This is a genomic window from Aeromicrobium sp. 10G20-16 (genome assembly GCF_055809665.1).
Map to the genome: position 1 here is coordinate 378,206 of NZ_CM147919.1, position 15,460 is coordinate 393,665.

The 15,460-nt window shown below is 69.7% G+C and carries 22 protein-coding genes and 1 riboswitch; of the genes, 17 read left to right on the forward strand and 5 right to left on the reverse strand.

The window, feature by feature from the left end:
- The first annotated feature begins 2 nt into the window (after positions 1-2).
- Positions 3-605 (forward strand): LOG family protein, encoded by a 603-nt coding sequence (locus AC0L5F_RS01875; protein ID WP_473314911.1) that lies wholly within the window; start codon positions 3-5, stop codon positions 603-605.
- Complete coding sequence (locus AC0L5F_RS01880; RefSeq protein ID WP_473314912.1) at positions 602-991, forward strand: NUDIX hydrolase; 390 nt, start codon at positions 602-604, stop codon at positions 989-991. Before AC0L5F_RS01875 ends, AC0L5F_RS01880 begins: the two co-directional genes overlap by 4 nt.
- A 31-nt stretch (positions 992-1,022) precedes the next feature.
- On the opposite strand, the gene AC0L5F_RS01885 is transcribed toward AC0L5F_RS01880, so the two are convergent.
- Complete coding sequence (locus AC0L5F_RS01885; protein WP_473314913.1) at positions 1,023-1,406, reverse strand: RNA-binding S4 domain-containing protein; 384 nt, start codon at positions 1,404-1,406, stop codon at positions 1,023-1,025.
- A gap of 55 nt (positions 1,407-1,461) precedes the next feature.
- Between AC0L5F_RS01885 and AC0L5F_RS01890 the strand changes: the two genes are divergently transcribed.
- Positions 1,462-1,653 (forward strand): RNA-binding S4 domain-containing protein, encoded by a 192-nt coding sequence (locus AC0L5F_RS01890; protein WP_473316126.1) that lies wholly within the window; start codon positions 1,462-1,464, stop codon positions 1,651-1,653.
- Here AC0L5F_RS01890 and AC0L5F_RS01895 read toward each other — a convergent pair.
- A complete protein-coding gene (locus AC0L5F_RS01895) occupies positions 1,650-2,186 on the reverse strand; it encodes a GNAT family N-acetyltransferase (protein ID WP_473314914.1) in 537 nt (178 codons plus the stop codon). The two genes, AC0L5F_RS01890 and AC0L5F_RS01895, sit on opposite strands and share 4 nt — an antisense overlap.
- Positions 2,187-2,224: 38 nt before the next feature.
- On the opposite strand from AC0L5F_RS01895, the gene AC0L5F_RS01900 reads away from it, so the two are divergent.
- Entirely contained in the window at positions 2,225-3,250 is a 1,026-nt protein-coding gene (locus AC0L5F_RS01900) for a Gfo/Idh/MocA family protein (protein WP_473314915.1), read from the forward strand.
- A 3-nt stretch (positions 3,251-3,253) separates the two neighbouring features.
- Here the strand turns inward: AC0L5F_RS01900 and AC0L5F_RS01905 are convergent, their stop codons facing one another.
- Both AC0L5F_RS01905 and rocD read right to left on the reverse strand, forming a co-directional pair.
- Positions 3,254-4,216, reverse strand: coding sequence for an alpha/beta hydrolase (locus AC0L5F_RS01905; RefSeq protein ID WP_473314916.1), 963 nt, complete (start codon positions 4,214-4,216; stop codon positions 3,254-3,256).
- 10 nt (positions 4,217-4,226) lie between these two features.
- Positions 4,227-5,438 (reverse strand): ornithine--oxo-acid transaminase, encoded by a 1,212-nt coding sequence (gene rocD / locus AC0L5F_RS01910; RefSeq protein WP_473314917.1) that lies wholly within the window; start codon positions 5,436-5,438, stop codon positions 4,227-4,229.
- A gap of 45 nt (positions 5,439-5,483) precedes the next feature.
- Here rocD and AC0L5F_RS01915 point away from each other — a divergent pair, with 45 nt between their 5' ends.
- The 4 genes from AC0L5F_RS01915 to AC0L5F_RS01930 are packed head-to-tail and all read left to right on the forward strand — an operon-like array spanning position 5,484 to position 9,219.
- Positions 5,484-6,050, forward strand: coding sequence for a hypothetical protein (locus tag AC0L5F_RS01915; protein ID WP_473314918.1), 567 nt, complete (start codon positions 5,484-5,486; stop codon positions 6,048-6,050).
- A 23-nt stretch (positions 6,051-6,073) separates the two neighbouring features.
- Entirely contained in the window at positions 6,074-6,775 is a 702-nt protein-coding gene (locus AC0L5F_RS01920; RefSeq protein ID WP_473314919.1) for a YcnI family copper-binding membrane protein, read from the forward strand.
- Positions 6,768-7,277 (forward strand): copper resistance CopC family protein, encoded by a 510-nt coding sequence (locus tag AC0L5F_RS01925; protein ID WP_473314920.1) that lies wholly within the window; start codon positions 6,768-6,770, stop codon positions 7,275-7,277. The genes AC0L5F_RS01920 and AC0L5F_RS01925 overlap by 8 nt, the downstream gene beginning before the upstream one ends.
- Complete coding sequence (locus tag AC0L5F_RS01930) at positions 7,258-9,219, forward strand: bifunctional copper resistance protein CopD/cytochrome c oxidase assembly protein (protein ID WP_473314921.1); 1,962 nt, start codon at positions 7,258-7,260, stop codon at positions 9,217-9,219. Before AC0L5F_RS01925 ends, AC0L5F_RS01930 begins: the two co-directional genes overlap by 20 nt.
- Before the next feature lie 96 nt (positions 9,220-9,315).
- Here the strand turns inward: AC0L5F_RS01930 and AC0L5F_RS01935 are convergent, their stop codons facing one another.
- Positions 9,316-9,933 (reverse strand): superoxide dismutase, encoded by a 618-nt coding sequence (locus AC0L5F_RS01935; RefSeq protein ID WP_473314922.1) that lies wholly within the window; start codon positions 9,931-9,933, stop codon positions 9,316-9,318.
- 161 nt (positions 9,934-10,094) lie between these two features.
- Between AC0L5F_RS01935 and AC0L5F_RS01940 the strand changes: the two genes are divergently transcribed.
- The 9 genes from AC0L5F_RS01940 to AC0L5F_RS01980 all read left to right on the forward strand — a co-directional run bounded on the left by AC0L5F_RS01940 (position 10,095) and on the right by AC0L5F_RS01980 (position 15,310).
- The gene (locus AC0L5F_RS01940) at positions 10,095-10,670 is read left to right on the forward strand and encodes a CDP-alcohol phosphatidyltransferase family protein (protein WP_473314923.1); all 576 of its coding nucleotides are present in this window, start codon (positions 10,095-10,097) and stop codon (positions 10,668-10,670) included.
- On the forward strand, positions 10,667-11,440 hold the full coding sequence (locus tag AC0L5F_RS01945) for a DUF881 domain-containing protein (RefSeq protein ID WP_473314924.1): 774 nt from the start codon (positions 10,667-10,669) through the stop codon (positions 11,438-11,440). Before AC0L5F_RS01940 ends, AC0L5F_RS01945 begins: the two co-directional genes overlap by 4 nt.
- The gene (locus AC0L5F_RS01950; RefSeq protein ID WP_473314925.1) at positions 11,437-11,769 is read left to right on the forward strand and encodes a small basic family protein; all 333 of its coding nucleotides are present in this window, start codon (positions 11,437-11,439) and stop codon (positions 11,767-11,769) included. The genes AC0L5F_RS01945 and AC0L5F_RS01950 overlap by 4 nt, the downstream gene beginning before the upstream one ends.
- Complete coding sequence (locus AC0L5F_RS01955) at positions 11,762-12,445, forward strand: DUF881 domain-containing protein (RefSeq protein WP_473314926.1); 684 nt, start codon at positions 11,762-11,764, stop codon at positions 12,443-12,445. Before AC0L5F_RS01950 ends, AC0L5F_RS01955 begins: the two co-directional genes overlap by 8 nt.
- A gap of 23 nt (positions 12,446-12,468) precedes the next feature.
- On the forward strand, positions 12,469-12,852 hold the full coding sequence (gcvH, locus tag AC0L5F_RS01960) for a glycine cleavage system protein GcvH (RefSeq protein ID WP_473314927.1): 384 nt from the start codon (positions 12,469-12,471) through the stop codon (positions 12,850-12,852).
- A gap of 94 nt (positions 12,853-12,946) precedes the next feature.
- Positions 12,947-13,396, forward strand: a complete 450-nt coding sequence (locus AC0L5F_RS01965) for an FHA domain-containing protein (RefSeq protein WP_473314928.1) — start codon at positions 12,947-12,949, stop codon at positions 13,394-13,396.
- The gene (ftsR, locus tag AC0L5F_RS01970) at positions 13,393-14,109 is read left to right on the forward strand and encodes a transcriptional regulator FtsR (protein WP_473314929.1); all 717 of its coding nucleotides are present in this window, start codon (positions 13,393-13,395) and stop codon (positions 14,107-14,109) included. The genes AC0L5F_RS01965 and ftsR overlap by 4 nt, the downstream gene beginning before the upstream one ends.
- A gap of 1 nt (position 14,110) precedes the next feature.
- Positions 14,111-14,578, forward strand: coding sequence for a bifunctional nuclease family protein (locus tag AC0L5F_RS01975; RefSeq protein WP_473314930.1), 468 nt, complete (start codon positions 14,111-14,113; stop codon positions 14,576-14,578).
- 141 nt (positions 14,579-14,719) lie between these two features.
- Complete coding sequence (locus AC0L5F_RS01980) at positions 14,720-15,310, forward strand: MerR family transcriptional regulator (protein WP_473314931.1); 591 nt, start codon at positions 14,720-14,722, stop codon at positions 15,308-15,310.
- Positions 15,311-15,342: 32 nt separating this feature from the next.
- A riboswitch (glycine riboswitch) is annotated at positions 15,343-15,432 on the forward strand.
- Positions 15,433-15,460: the final 28 nt, after the last annotated feature.

Consider the following 15,460-nt stretch of genomic DNA (forward strand, 5'->3'; position numbering starts at 1 on the left):
GCATGCCCGTGACAGCTGTTGCCGTGTTCTGCGGATCCCGGTTCGGCACCGACCCGGCGTACGCCGACCTGGCGCGCCGCACCGGGCGTACCCTCGCCGATCGCGGCATCACGGTCGTCTACGGCGGCGGCCACGTCGGCCTGATGGGTGCGGTGGCCGACGCGGCCATGGCGGCCGGTGGCCGGGTGATCGGGGTGATCCCGCGGCAGCTGCACGAGCGGGAGGTCAGTCACACCGGCATCAGTGAGCTGCACGTCGTGGAGTCGATGCACGAGCGCAAGCTGATGATGGCCGAGCTCAGCGATGCGTTCGTCGCCCTGCCGGGCGGGGTCGGCACGCTGGAGGAGATCACCGAGCAGTGGACCTGGGCGCAGCTGGCGATCCATGCCAAGCCGTGCGCCTTCCTGGACCTGCCCCGGGGCGGCGAGGACGGCGGTGGCTTCTGGGCCCCGATGGCGGCTCTTGTCGACCAGCTGGTCGATCACGGCTTCGTCGCGGCGGACGAGCCGAGCATCCCGGTGTTCGCCGACGATCTCGAGGCCCTGCTGGACACCATGGACGAGCGGGTGTCGACGTCTCCGTTCGATCCGCGTGATCTGGCGTGAACGTCATCCGGGTGGTCGCCGCGCTGATCACCGACCGCGAGGGACGCGTCCTGCTGGTGCGCAAGCGGGGGACGACGATGTTCATGAACCCCGGCGGCAAGCCGGAGGCGGGGGAGTCGCCGGAGCAGGCCCTGTGTCGCGAGCTGGCCGAGGAGGTCGGCCTGCACGTGGACGCGGTCGACCTCGTCCCGCTGGGAACCTACTACGCCGACGCCGCCAACGAGCCCGGCCATCGGGTGGAGGCACAGGTGTTCAGGCTGCGGCTGAGTGCGACCGACCACCGGGTGGGTGCCGAGATCGAGGAGTCGCGCTGGCTCGACCCGCTGGCCACCGGCGACACGCCGCTCGCCCCCTTGGCCGCCGAGCACCTGCTGCCGATGGCATGAGATCGGGCGGGCTCCACCGGGACCGTCCCGACTAGGGCGACCCGCGGTTCTCGCGCAGGAACCTGTCCATGCGGCGGCGGTCGCGCTTGGTGGGTCGACCGGCACCGGGGTCGCGCTGCGCCACCACGGCGGGCCGCTCCTCCTTGGGCAGCGGTGGGGGAGAGTGGTCCTCGAAGCAGGCGGCGGCGACGGTGGCGCCGACGCGCTTGGAGATCAACCGCCTCACCACGTAGACCTTGGGCCCACCGGGTGTCAGCGCCTCGACCGTGTCGCCGATCTTGACGGCGTGCGACGGCTTGACCTTGGTGCCGTTGACCGCGACGTGCCCGGCCTTGCAGGCCGCCGCCGCCATGGATCGGGTCCGATACACGCGCACGGCCCAGGTCCACGCGTCTGCTCGTGCCGACTCGGCCATGGGACGACTCTAGGCTGTCCCCATGACGCCCGAGACCATCGAGATCCGCGGAGACATGATCAGGCTCGGCCAGTTCCTCAAGTTCGCCGGGATCGCCGAGAGCGGTTCCCATGCCGGTTCGATGATCGCCGACGGCGACGTCCTGGTCGACGGCGACGTCGAGACGCGTCGCGGGCGCCAGCTGCACCGGGGTGCCGTGGTCGAGGTCCGGCTCCCCGACAGCGTGATGACGGCGCGCGTGGGCTAGGCGCGGAGGCGCAGCCGTCGATGGAGCACGTAGTCGTGCTCGAGTCGGGCTCCCACCTGGAACCGCTTGGTTCCGACGTTCTCGAACCCGTGCTTGGCGTAGAACCGCTGGGCCCGGACGTTCTCCTCGTTGACGCCCAGCCACATGCTCAGGGCTCCACGTGACTCGGCGGCGCCGAAGGCAGCCAGCATCATCTCGGTCGCGACACCGTGGCCGTGAGCCTCGGGATCGACGTAGAACTTGCTGAGCATCACGGTCGGTCTCAGCGTGACCACGCGCAGCACGTCGGCGTCCTCGGGCTCGCCGGCCACGAGCAGCACGTAGCCGTCGATGGTGCCGTCGGTCTCGTGCACCAGCACGTCGCAGGCCGGATCGGCCAGGTAGGCGTCGAACCGGGCCGCGGAGAGGTTCTGCTCGATGAACTCGGCGAGCGACTCCGGCGCGGCGTCGTCGGGTGCGGCCAGCGGGAACGTCGCGGCGGCCAGGGCGGCGAGTGCTTCGACGTCGGCGTCTGAGGCGGTGCGGATCGACACGATGACACGGTACCGAGCAGCGGTCCATACTGTTTGTCATGACATTTCCTCGGTCCATGCCGGCGCCTCGCACCCTCGATCCGATGGATGCGCCGCCGCTCCGGTGGGGCGTGCTGGGCCCGGGCTGGATCGCCGAACGGTTCGTCTCGGCCCTGCAGAGGCACACCCGACAGTCGGTGACGGTCGTCGGATCACGCGACGAAGGCCGTTCGAGGCAGTTCGCGGACCGGTTCGGCATCGACTCGGCTACCGGGTCCTACGAGGCCACGATCTGCTCCGACGACGTCGACATCATCTACGTCGCCACGCCCCACCCGTGGCACGCCGAGCTCGCGATCGCCGCGATGCAGGCCGGCAAGCACGTGCTGATCGAGAAGCCGATCGCCACCAATGCCGCTGACGCCCGGCGGGTCATGGAGGTCGCACAGGCCACCGGCCGCTACTGCTGCGAGGCGCTCTGGACGATGTTCCAGCCCAAGTGGGATGTCCTGCGCCAGCTGCTCGACGACGGATCCCTCGGCCGCATCCGATCCGTCACGGGCGAGTACGGGGAGCACTTCACCGAGCCGCACCGCAACTTCGAGCCCGGGCTCGCCGGTGGCCCGCTGCTGGACATCGGCATCTACCCGTTGTCGATGATCACCTCGATCGTCGGCGCACCCGAGGAGGTCGCGGCGCTCGGTGTGGCGCACCCGACCGGGGTCAACGGTCAGATGGCAGCGGTGATGCGGCACGCCGACGACGTGATGAGCCAGTTCACCACGTCCCTGCACGGCGAGCTGCGCAACGAGCTGAGGATCGTGGGCACCGAGGGCGTGCTGGTCGTCGAGCCGCTGCACAACAGCCCGGGACCGCTGTCGCTGCGGTCGGCCGACGGATCGATCGAGCTGCGCCACGACGAGCCGGCGAGTGACCACCTCGACGGCTTGCACTACCAGGGCGTCGAGGCCGCGCGGCGCATCAGCGCCGGTGAGACGCAGTCGCCGTGGCGGACGCTGTCCGACTCGGTCGTCACCATGGAGGCCGTCGACACGATCCAGCGGGCGATCGGTGCGGGCGCGTGACGGTCAGCCGTGGAGCACGGTCCTGAACAACCCGCAGGTCTCCTCGACGGCAGCCTGCGCCGCCGCGGAGAAACGACCCATGTCGGCGAACCCGTGGATGAGGCCCGGATAGGTGCGGTGCTGCACCGCGACCCCGGCGTCGGACATCGCCGTGGCGTAGGCGTTGCCCTGATCTCGCAGCGGATCGAACTGCGCGGTCACGACCACGGCCGGTGCCACGCCGGTGACGTCACCGTGCAGGGGCGCGAGCCGTGGGTCGTCCAGTCCCACGCCGCCCAGGTGACCGACGTACTGCTCCATGAAGAACCCGATGGTCGCCAGGTCGAGGAAGTAGTGCTCGGCGTTCTCCGAGATCGACGGGTAGTCGCCGGTGAGGTCGGTGCCGGGGTAGAACAGCAGCTGACCGGCGAGCGGTCGCCCCTCGTCGCGGAACACCTGCGCGACGACCGCGGACAGGTTGCCACCGGCCGAGTCGCCGGCCACACCGAGCGCGTGGGAGCCGCCGAGGTCGGCCAGGTGGTCGGCGACCCACACGGCGGAGGCGATCGCGTCGTCGGCCGCCGCCGGCGCCGGGTGCTCGGGGGCGAGGCGGTAGTCGACAGCCACCACGACCGCGTCGCACAGGTTCGCGATCGTGCGGCACAGCAGGTCGTGGGTGTCGAGGTCGCCGATGACCCAGCCGCCGCCGTGGAAGAACACGATGGTGGGGCGGGTGCCGTCCAGAGCCGGTCGGTACACGCGAGCGTCGAGCGGTCCGGCTGCCCCGTCGACGGTGGTCTCCTCGACGGCCGCCACCTCGGGCACCGCGGACGGGTCGAGCAGGTGGACGGTGAGCGTGCGGAAGGCCTCGCGAGCCTCCGCGGGCGTGCTCTCGGCCATCGGCGTGGCGTCGGCGGCGTCCATGAACGCCAACAGCTCGGCGAGCTGGGGGTCCAGGGCGGCGTCTCGGACGACGGGTTCGGTCATGATGTGCTCCTCAGCCGTTGACGGCCTCGGCGAGGGCGTCGACCGCGTGATCGATCTCGGCACGGGTGATGACCAGCGGGGGAGCGATGCGCAGGGTGCGCTCGTGCGTCTCCTTGCAGAGCACGCCCTGGTCGCGCAGCGACATCGACACCTCTCGGCCCGTGCGCGCGGCGGGGTCGATGTCGACGCCGGCCCAGAGCCCGCGACCGCGCACCGCGGACACGCCCTTGCCGATCAGGCCGTTCAACCGGTCGTGGAGGTGGGCGCCCAGCTCGGTGGAACGCTGCTGGAACTCCCCGGTGCCGAGCAGCTCGACGACCGCCCGTCCGACGGCGCACGCCACCGGATAGCCGCCGAAGGTCGAGCCGTGCTGGCCGGGCTTGAGCACGCCCAGCACGTCGGAGCGGCCGACCACAGCGGAGACGGGGATGATGCCGCCGCCGAGCGCCTTGCCGAGCGTGTACAGATCGGCGCGCACCTCGTCGTGATCGAGCGCGAACAGCGTGCCCGTGCGGGCCAGGCCGGCCTGGATCTCGTCGCTGATCAGCAGCACGTTCTGCTCGTCGCACAGGTCACGGACGCCGGCGAAGAAGCCCTCCGGTGGGACGATGACCCCCGCCTCGCCCTGGATGGGCTCCATGAGGATTGCGGCGGTGTTCGGGCCGACGGCGGCGCGCACGGCGTCGAGGTCGCCGTACGGCACGGTCACGAAGCCGGGCGTGAACGGTCCGTAGTTGTCGTGTGCAGCCGGGTCGTCGGAGAACGACACGATCGTCGTGGTCCGTCCGTGGAAGTTGTTGCTCGCCACGATGATCTCGGCCGAGTCGAACGCCACGCCCTTGACCTCGTAGGCCCACTTGCGGGCGACCTTGATGGCCGACTCGACGGCCTCGGCGCCGGTGTTCATCGTCAGCACCATCTCGGTGCCGGTCAGCGTCGCGAGCTCCTCGCAGAAGGCGCCGAACTGGTCGTTGTGGAACGCGCGCGACGTCAGGGTCAGTCGGTCCAGCTGGTCGTGCGCCGCCTGGATGAGGGCCGGGTGGCGGTGCCCGAAGTTCAGCGCGGAGTAGCCCGAGAGGAAGTCCAGGTAGGTGTTTCCGTCGACGTCGGTGACCGACGCTCCCTCCGCCTCGGCGATCACCACGGGAAGCGGGTGATAGTTGTGCGCGCCCCACTGCTCGTCGCGGGTGATGAAGGAGGTGGTGAGGGCCTGTGCGGTCATGAGCCCACCGTAACTGGATCACCTGATCCCGGATACGATGCCGGGGTGAACCTGCCCGGCGACACCGCACCGGTGGCCGCGCTGAGGCCGAACCGTGGCGCCGTGCGTCACCTGCGGGCCATGGCTGCGGCGTTCGGTTGCGTCGCGAGCGCCTTCGGAGCGCACGTCGTCTCCGGGGGGAGCGCCACACCGCTCGGCGTCTGCGTGGCACTGGTCGTCTCCGGCGCCGTCGCCTGGGCGATCGCCGGTGTTCGCCTGGTGCGGCGCCAGCTGCTCGGGCTGCTCGTGCTCTGCCAGGTCGGTGTGCACGCTGCAGCCATGGCCGGTGAGGGCATGCCGGCGTCGATGGGTCCGACCATGGCGACCACGCACGCGCTCGCCACCGCGCTGACCCTGGTCGTGCTCGTCCGCGGAGAGTCCTTCGTCTGGGCCGTCGCCGACCACCTCGCGCTGCGGCCGCTGCGGCTGCTCCTGCGTCATCTCGCGGTGCCGTCGCTCGGCGCACCGATCGTCTCGATTCCGATGTCTGGGCCGCGGTGGCTGATCGCCGCGCGCGGCACCCCGGTCAGGGGACCACCGACGGAGCCTGCCTCCGTCATCATGTCTCACTGACCACCAGAACAGGAACCACTCACATGTCTCGCACCATCCGGCGGCTCTCTGCTGCCCTCCTCGCGACGGGGCTCGTCGCCATCGCCGCACCCGCCTCGGCGCACGTCCACGTCGACAGCTCGGACGCCACCCAGGGCGGATTCGGCGTCGCCACGTTCCGCGTGCCGAACGAGTCCGACACCGCCGCCACCACCAAGCTGACCGTCGACCTGCCCTCGGACGCTCCCTTCGCGTTCGTCTCGGCCGAGGCGAAGCCCGGGTGGACGGTGTCCACCACCACCAAGAAGCTCGACCAGCCGGTCAAGAACGGCGACTTCGAGGTCTCCGAGGTGACCACGGCCATCACCTGGACCGCCACGGGCGACGGCATCGCCCCGGGCGAGTACGACACGTTCGGGATCTCGGCCGGACCGTTCCCGGCCACGGACACCCTCGTGCTCCCCGCCACGCAGACCTACGACGACGGCGAGGTCGTCGCCTGGGACGAGGAGCAGAAGGGGGACACGGAGCCGGAGCACCCGGCACCGACCCTCGCGCTGGCCGCCGCGGACGCCTCGGCAGGACACCACGGGGACGACGCCGCGACCAGCGACGACATCGAGGCTGCCTCCGCGTCGACGGACGGGTCGTCGAACGACGTCGCCCTGATCGTCGCGATCGCCGCCGCCGTGGTCGCCGCTGCAGCACTGGTCGTGTCGGTGCGTCAGAATCGTGCGCGTGCGTAGATTCCTTGCTGCCGCCGTCCTCGGACTGGTGGCCGTCATCCTCGGGGCCGGACCGGCCAGTGCCCACGCGGGCCTGGTCGGTACCGACCCCGAGGACGGGGCGCGCCTGCAGACGCTGCCGTCCCAGGTGACGTTCACCTTCAACGAGAACGTCGGCAACGCCTTCATCGCGGTCACGGCGCCGGACGGAACGAAGGTCGAGACCTCGTCGGTGCAGGCGGTGGACCGCACCGCGTCGACCACCCTGACCGATCCCGGCCAGCGCGGCACCTACACCGCGGCCTACCGGGTGGTCTCGGCCGACGGCCACCCAGTCTCGGGCTCCATCAGCTTCGAGGTCCTGACCGGCCAGCCGGTCACCCAGGTCGCGGTGAAGCCGATGAAGCAGAGCTTCTTCGACCGACACCTGGGCCACCTGGTGTGGGGCGGGGCGGCCGGGCTCGCCGCGGTCGCACTGATCGTGCTGCCGTTGAGGAGACGCGATGACGCGCACGACGCGTGACGCGATCACCGCGTTCGCGGTGGCCGTCCTGTCAGTGGTCGCGTTCCTGCAGATCGGTGGCGGAGCCCCCCAGGCCGCGCCGCCCGGCATCCCGGACCCCGGCCGGTTCGTCGGGTGGGCGCTGCCGGTGGTCAAGGTGGTCAGCGACGGGTCGGCCGTGCTCACCATCGGGCTGCTGCTGCTGGCGGTCTTCCTGCTGGTCTCCCAGGGCCCCGAGGTGGAGGGACTGTCGGTGCAGGCGGTCCACCTCGCGTCCCGGTGGGCGTGGACGTGGGCCGGCGCGAGCGTGCTGCTCTACGTCTTCACGGTGTGCGACATCTTCGCCGCCCGGCTGTCGCAGCTGACGCCGAATCTGGTGTGGTCGTTGTTCATCGACTCCTCGACCGGGCAGGCGATCGTCCTGCAGGCGTTCGGCGCGGCGGTCGTCGCCGTCGCGTCTCGCTGGACGGTGTCGGTCCGCGCCCTCGCCATCGTGCTCGGGCTCGCCGTGGCCACGACCACACCCATCACCCTGACCGGCCACGCCGCCTCGGCGGGCTCGCACACCCTCGCGACCACCAGCCTGATGCTGCACGTCGTCGGCGTGACCCTGTGGGTCGGCGGACTCGCTGCGCTGGGCTGGGTGGCCCTGCGAGGTTCCAAGCGCCTCGGTGCCGGCATCGAGCGCTTCTCGCAGGTGGCGCTGTGGGCGTACGCCATCGTGGGCGTGTCCGGAGTCGTCAACGCCTCGGTGCGGGTCACCAGCCTGAGGGACCTGTTCGGCTCGCACTACGGGGCCCTGATCCTGGCGAAGACCGCGGCACTGCTCGTGCTCGGCGCGTTCGGGTGGTCGCAGCGCCGTCGCATCGTGGCAGCCGGCGGCGGATTCATCCGGCTGGCCACCACCGAGTTGTTCGTCATGGCCGGCACGATCGGGCTCGGCGTGGCCCTGTCACGCACCCCCACCCCGCTCGGCGAGGACGTGCTGACCACGCCGGCCGAGGAGCTGCTGGGCGGGCCGATGCCTGCGTCGCCGTCGGTCACGCACCTGCTGTTCGGCTGGAGCGCCAGCGGCACCGGACTGGCGATCGTCGCCCTGGGTCTGGCGTTCTACCTGCAGGGAGTGTGGGTGATGCACCGCCGCGGTGACGCGTGGCCGGTCGGTCGCACCGTCTCGTGGGTCACCGGCATGGTCGTCATCGCCTGGTCGACGTTCGGTGGGCTGGGCGAGTACTCGCACGCGTTGTTCAGCGCGCACATGGGCTCGCACATGCTGCTGTCGATGGTCGCGCCGATCCTGCTGGTGCTGGCGGCGCCGGTGACGCTGGCCCTGCGCACCCTGCCCGGTCCGCGCCAGCCGGGGGAGGTGTCGCCGCGCGGGCTGCTGCTGTCGTTCCTGCACTCGCGCTTCTCGCGGTTCGTCACGCATCCGCTGGTCGGTCCGGTGCTGTTCACCGGCAGCCTCTACGCGCTGTACTTCACGCCCGCGTTCAACGCCCTGATGGCCAACCACTCCGGGCACGCGCTGATGAACATCCACTTCATCACCGTCGGCCTGCTGTACTACTACGTGCTCGTGGGCATCGACCCCGCTCCGCGGGCGTTCCAGCCGATCGTGCGGTTCGGTCTGCTGCTGGTGACCATCCCGTTCCACGCGTTCTTCGCCATCGCCGTCATGTCGTCCAAGACGGTCATCGCCGGCAGCTACTACCGCGACATCGACCGGCCGTTCCGCACCGACCTGCTGGCCGACCAGTACCTCGGCGGCGGCATCGCCTGGGCGATGGGCGAGGTTCCCCTGGTCCTGGTGATGATCGCGATCTTCGTGCAGTGGTTCCGCTCCGACGCCCGTGAGGCGAAGCGCTACGACCGCAGTGCCGAGCGCGACGACGACGCTGCCCTCGAGGCCTACAACGCCCGGCTGCAGGACCTCGCCGCACACGGTAAGAGACGCGACCCCTAGGACCCCAGAACCAAATTTTGCGGGCCCAAGCACCGTTTCGATGGACGAAAACCGTGCCTGAGCCCGCAAAATTCGGGACGTGCGAAGGGGGTCAGGTCAGAAGATGACCTGGCCGCCGCTGGTGGCGGCGGTGAAGCGCTCCTGGGCGTCGGCCCAGTTGGCGATGTTCCAGAACGCCTTGACGTAGTCGCCCTTGACGTTGAGGTAGTCGAGGTAGAAGGCGTGCTCCCACATGTCCAGCTGCGAGATCGGGATCAGCGTGGCCGGGATGTTGCTCTGCTGGTCGTACAGCTGCACGATGACCAGCTTCTGGCCGAGCGTGTCCCACGCGGTGATGGCCCAGCCGGAGCCCTGGATGCCGAGCGCCGTGGCCTCGAACTGTGCGCGGTAGGCGTCGAACGAGCCGAAGTTGTCGTCGATAGCGGCCTGGAGCTCGCCGGTGGGCTTGTCGCCGCCCTCGGGGGAGAGGTTCTTCCAGAAGATCGAGTGGTTGATGTGTCCGCCGAGGTTGAACGCGAGGTTCTTCTCCAGCAGGTTGATCGTGTCGTACGAACCACCGGCGCGGGCCTCGTCGAGCTTCTCCAGCGCGGTGTTGAGTCCGTTGACGTAGTTCTGGTGGTGCTTGGTGTGGTGCAGCTCCATGATCTTTCCGGAGATGTGCGGATCGAGCGCACCGTAGTCGTAGGAAAGTTCGGGCAGGGTGTAGTCAGCCACGCGTCCTCCTCGGGACTCGGGGCACCGCGTGCCCCGGAAGATGTTCTGTTGTCGTCTGGTTCAACGCCCATCCTGCCAGCCTTGTTCCGTGGTGCAAGAGACGGACGGCGGCATGTCCTAGGCTGTCGTTGATCTGACCGCGGCGAGTCTGGAGGTGAACCGTGGCGTCTGAGCGTGTGCTCACGGTTCCGAACGCGCTGAGCTTCGTGCGACTTCTGCTCGTACCGGTGTTCCTGTGGCTGGTGCTCGGCCCGGAGTGGGACGAGCTGGCACTGGTGGTGCTGATGGTGTCGGGGATCACCGACTACCTCGACGGCAAGCTGGCCCGCAGCCTGAACCAGACCTCCAAGCTCGGTGCCATCCTCGACCCGGTCGCCGACCGGTTCTACATCCTGGCCGTCGTCGTCGGCCTCGGCGTCCGCGACATCATCCCGTGGTGGCTGGCCATCATCCTGCCGCTGCGCGACGTCTTCTTGTTCTCGCTCGTGCCGTTCCTGCGCACGCGCGGCTACTCGTCGCTCCCGGTGCACTTCCTCGGCAAGGCCGCCACCGCCAGCTTGTTGTACGCGTTCCCGCTGCTCCTGCTCGGCGATGCACCCGGAACCGTGGCTGACCTCGCGAACGTCTTCGGCTGGGCGTTCACGGCGTGGGGCGTGAGCCTGTACTGGTGGGGCGGTGTCCTCTACGCGTTCCAGGTCAGACGACTCATGACCACCACCGAACGAGTACGCGCATGAGCGAGGGACTGCTCGAGCAGATCGCCGACACGGCGCTCGACGACGACTACTACGTGGTGCGGGCGGGGGAGCAGGAGCCGTCGCGCTCCTTCAACACCACGCTGACGGCCGCTGCGCTCGGCGTGTTCGCGCTGCTCGTCACCATCACGGCGGTCCAGACCGCCACCAACCGCCCCGCCACCGAGCGCGAGCAGCGAGCGCTGGCCCAGGACGTGTCGGTCCGCCGCGCCGTCGGGGTGGAGCGACGCGACACGTTGGCGAGCCTGCGCGACCAGGTCCGTGATCTGTCTGCCGCTTCCGGGACGTCCGACCCGGCTGCGGACGCTCTGCGCACCAGCACGGCGTCGGTGGCCGTCCGCGGCCCCGGCATCCGCGTGACCATCGATCCGGCGGCCGACGACGGCGGTCGCGGCGACGTGTCGGACTCGGACCTGCAGGTGCTCGTGAACGCCCTGTGGTACTTCGGTGCCGAGGCGATCTCGGTCAACGGGCAGCGGATCGGCACCCTCACCTCCATCCGCACCGCCGGGCAGGCGGTCACCGTCAACCTGGTCTCGATCGCCCCGCCGTACGTGATCCGCGCGATCGGTGACATCGCGACCCTGCGTGACCGCCTCGACGAGAGCCGGCTCGGCCGTGACTGGCGAGCGCGTGCCGCCGACACGGGCCTCGACTACGCCGTCGCCACCACGTCGAACCAGCGGCTCGGCGCGGTGGCCGACAACCGGCAGCAGATCGTCCACGCCACCCCGATCGAGGCTGCGTCATGATCCCGGTCATCGGAGTCGTCGTCGGCGTGACCATCGGCCTGCTGCTGCAGCCGACCGTCCCCGTCGCCCTGCAGCCGTACCTCCCGATCGCGGTCATCGCAGCCCTCGACGCGGTGGTGGGAGCACTCCGGGCGCTCGGGGAGCGGCGGTTCAACGATCGCGTGTTCGTGGTCTCCTTCATCTCCAACGTGCTGATCGCCGCCTTCATGGTGTTCCTCGGCGATCAGCTCGGTGTGGGGTCGCAGCTGTCGACCGGCGTGGTCGTGGTGCTGGGCATCCGGATCTTCGCGAACGCAGCTGCGATCCGCCGCAGGATCTTCCGTGCGTGATCACCGGCGCTGGTCGCAGGCGCTCGTCGCGGTCCTGATCGGTGTCCTGGCGCTGGCCATCACCGTGCAGGTGCGCGACAGGCCGGCGGACGACTACCAGAACGCACGCAGCGAGGACCTCGTGGAGCTGCTGAAGTCGCTCGACGCGTCCAACCAGCGGCTCGACGGTCAGATCGACGACCTCACCGCCACGCGCAACGACCTGCTGAACTCGTCGAAGCGGTCCGAGGCGGCGCAGCAGCAGGCGCGCGACCGCGCCGACGCCCTGGCCATCCTGGCCGGAACCGTCCCGGCCACCGGTCCGGGAGTGGTCGTGACCGTGTCGGATCCCGACGGCGGGGTCGATGCCGGGGCGCTCCTCGACGCGGTCGAGGAGCTGCGCAACTCCGGTGCGGAGGCGATCGCGATCAACGGCACGGTCCGTGTCGTGGGCCAGACCTACTTCATCGACACCGACGGGTCCATCCGCATCGGCGGACGCGACGTGAAGCCCCCGTACGTCATCGAGGCGATCGGCGACACCAGCACGATGGCCACCGCCACCCAGATCCTCGGCGGACTCGTCGACACGATCGAGCGGCGCGGGGGAGAGGTGGCGGTGACGCGCAAGAGCCTCATCACGATCACCGCCCTCGCCGACGTGCGGTCGCCGGAGTACGCTCGTCCCGATTCCTGAGCCCGACCAGTCGAGGAGACCCGGTGATCCCTGAGGATCTGCACTACAGCGAAGAGCACGAGTGGGTGCGCGTGGACGACGAGGTCGTCGTGGTCGGCATCACCGACTATGCGCAGGAGGCCCTCGGCGACATCGTCTACGTGGAGCTGCCGGGCGTGGGCGACTCGGTCGAGGCGGGTGCGGTCATCGGTGAGCTCGAGTCGACCAAGTCCGTCAGCGACGTGTTCTCGCCCATCAGTGGCGAGGTCATCGCCCGCAACGAGGCACTCGACAACTCGCCGGAGGTCATCAACTCCGACCCGTACGGCGAGGGGTGGCTGATCAAGCTCCGTCCGACCGATGACGATCCGACAGGGCCGTTGATGGCAGCCGAGGCGTACACCGCTCTGACGGCGTCCGGATCCTGACCCGCGCCCTCATCGGAGCGCACCTCTCGATGCTAGGTTTGGGGTCGAACCGGGAGCACCGTTCGAGCCGAGTGACGAGCAGGAGTTGAGAGCCATGTCGGACAGCTGGTCGGCCGGCGGGGTCGAGCACACCGGGCACATCCCGGCACTCGATGCCGACACCGAGGAGATGTCGTCCTCCGACGTCTCCGCGGTCGAGAACCTGCCCGCCGGAAGTGCCATGCTGCTGGTGCAGCGTGGTCCCGACGCCGGGGCCCGCTTCCTGCTCGACATGGACGCCGTCACCGTCGGACGCCATCCGTCCAGTGACATCTTCCTGGACGACATCAGCGTGTCGCGCCGTCACGCCACGTTCAACCGCAGCGAGGCCGGATACGCCGTCACGGACCTGGGGAGCCTCAACGGCACCTACGTGAACCGCGACCGCATCGACGGCGAGGTCACCCTCTCCGGAGGCGACGAGGTCCAGATCGGCAAGTACAGGTTGATCTACTTCGCCGGCGCCACGCAGGACGCCGCCGGCTCGGCCCAGGGACCGGCATGACCCAGCCGGTGCCCGAGCTCTCCAGGCTCGGCATCGGCAAGGTTCTCGAGGAGCTCCGCCCGGAGTTCCCCGACCTGTCGATCACCAAGATCCGCTATCTGGAGCGCGAAGGGTTGCTCGAGCCCGAGCGCACCCCGTCGGGATATCGCAAGTTCTCGTACGCCGACGTCGAGCGCCTCCGGTTCATCCTGCGTCAGCAGCGTGATCGGTTCTGGCCGCTGAACCACATTCGCCAGGTCCTCGACGACATGGACAACGGCCGCGTTCCCGACACCGAGGTGCCCGGCGTCCGCGTGCCGGAGCTGGCGTTGGCCGGAGACGACCTCCCCACGGCGCAGACCTTCATGGCTCCTCGCAGCCAGCTGCGGCTGACGCGCGAGGACCTGCTGAGCACCGCGGAGATCTCCGACGAGACGCTGTCCGCGATCGAGGAGTTCGGACTCATCACGCGGCGCAGCGCCTCGGCCTACTTCGACGGCGACGACCTGCACGTCGCGTCCCTGGTCGGCCGGTTCGCCACCCTCGGCCTCGAACCACGGCACCTGCGCATGTTCGTCGCCGCCGCCGACCGTGAGGCTGCACTGTTCGACCAGGTGGTCACGCCGCGGACGAGGTCGCAGGACCGCGAGGCCAGCGAGCAGGCCGTCGCCTCGCTCGCGTCGCTGTCGGTGGCCCTGCACACCGTGCTGGTCCGGCGCCACCTGCGGAGCTGACGTGCGCGAGGTCGAGGTCGTCGGGGTCCGCGTCGAGCGGCCCTCCAACCAGCCCTTGGTGCTGCTGCGCGAGACCGTGGGGAATCGCTACCTGCCGATCTGGATCGGTGCGGTCGAGGCATCGGCCATCGCCTACGCCCAGCAGGGTTCCGCCACGCCGCGGCCGCTGACGCACGAGCTGATGGAGCGGATCGTCGACGCGTTGGGCGACGCCCTGGACGAGGTGCGGATCACCGAGGTCAACGACGGTGTGTTCCACGCACTGCTGCGATTCGCGTCCGGGGCGGAGGTCGACGCACGTCCCTCGGACTCGATCGCGCTCGCACTGCGGTCGGGGGCCCGCATCGTGTGCACCGAGGACGTGCTGGACGCCGCCGGCATCGAGGCCAGCCGCGACGAGAACGAGGAGATCGAGAAGTTCCGCGAGTTCCTCGACCACGTGGCTCCCGAGGACTTCGAGACCGACTGAGACGCGCAGTCTTTGCCTCGCGACACGCCTGCGGTCGTTGACCCGGGTAACTCTCACCCTTACCGTGAGACTACTGCCCGATGCACACCGATGTAGTTTCGTCGCGGTAGTCTTCCCCCACGACAGTCTGGAAGGCCAGTCATGAACGAGTTGCCTGATTCATCCGTTGACACGACGGATGCCGTCGCCCAAGCAGGCGACCAGGGCCTGTTGTTCAACGACGACGTGTCGCCGCTGTCGGAGAACGCCGGCTACCGCGGACCCACGGCCTGCGCCGCTGCCGGGATCACCTACCGGCAGCTCGACTACTGGGCCCGCACGCAGCTCGTGGAGCCCACCGTGCGCTCGGCCACCGGGTCCGGCACGCAGCGTCTGTACTCCTTCAAGGACATCCTGCTGCTCAAGATCATCAAGCGTCTGCTCGACGCCGGTGTCTCGCTGCAGCAGATCCGCATCGCCATCGACCACCTGCGCGTCCGCGGCACCGACGACCTGACCCAGGTCACGTTGATGAGCGACGGCGCCAGCGTGTACGAGTGCCGCTCCGCCGACGAGGTCATCGACCTCCTCCAGGGTGGCCAAGGCGTCTTCGGCATCGCCGTCGGCGGTGTCTGGAAGGAGATCGAGGGCTCGCTGCACGAGCTCCCGAGCGAGCGCACGGCCTCGGACACCGAGTCCGACGCCACCGACGAGCTCGCGGCTCGTCGTCGCGCGCGCGCCGCTGGCGCGTGACGCTCCCGCGGTTGCTAGGCTGATCGCGCTGTCGACCACGCGTGGGAGAGCTCGCTTCCCAGCGGCGCCGAAGGGGCAATTCCTCCCCGGAACCTCTCAGGCACCAGGACCACGCGACCGAGGCAATTCTGGAGCGGCCCGCACGGCGTG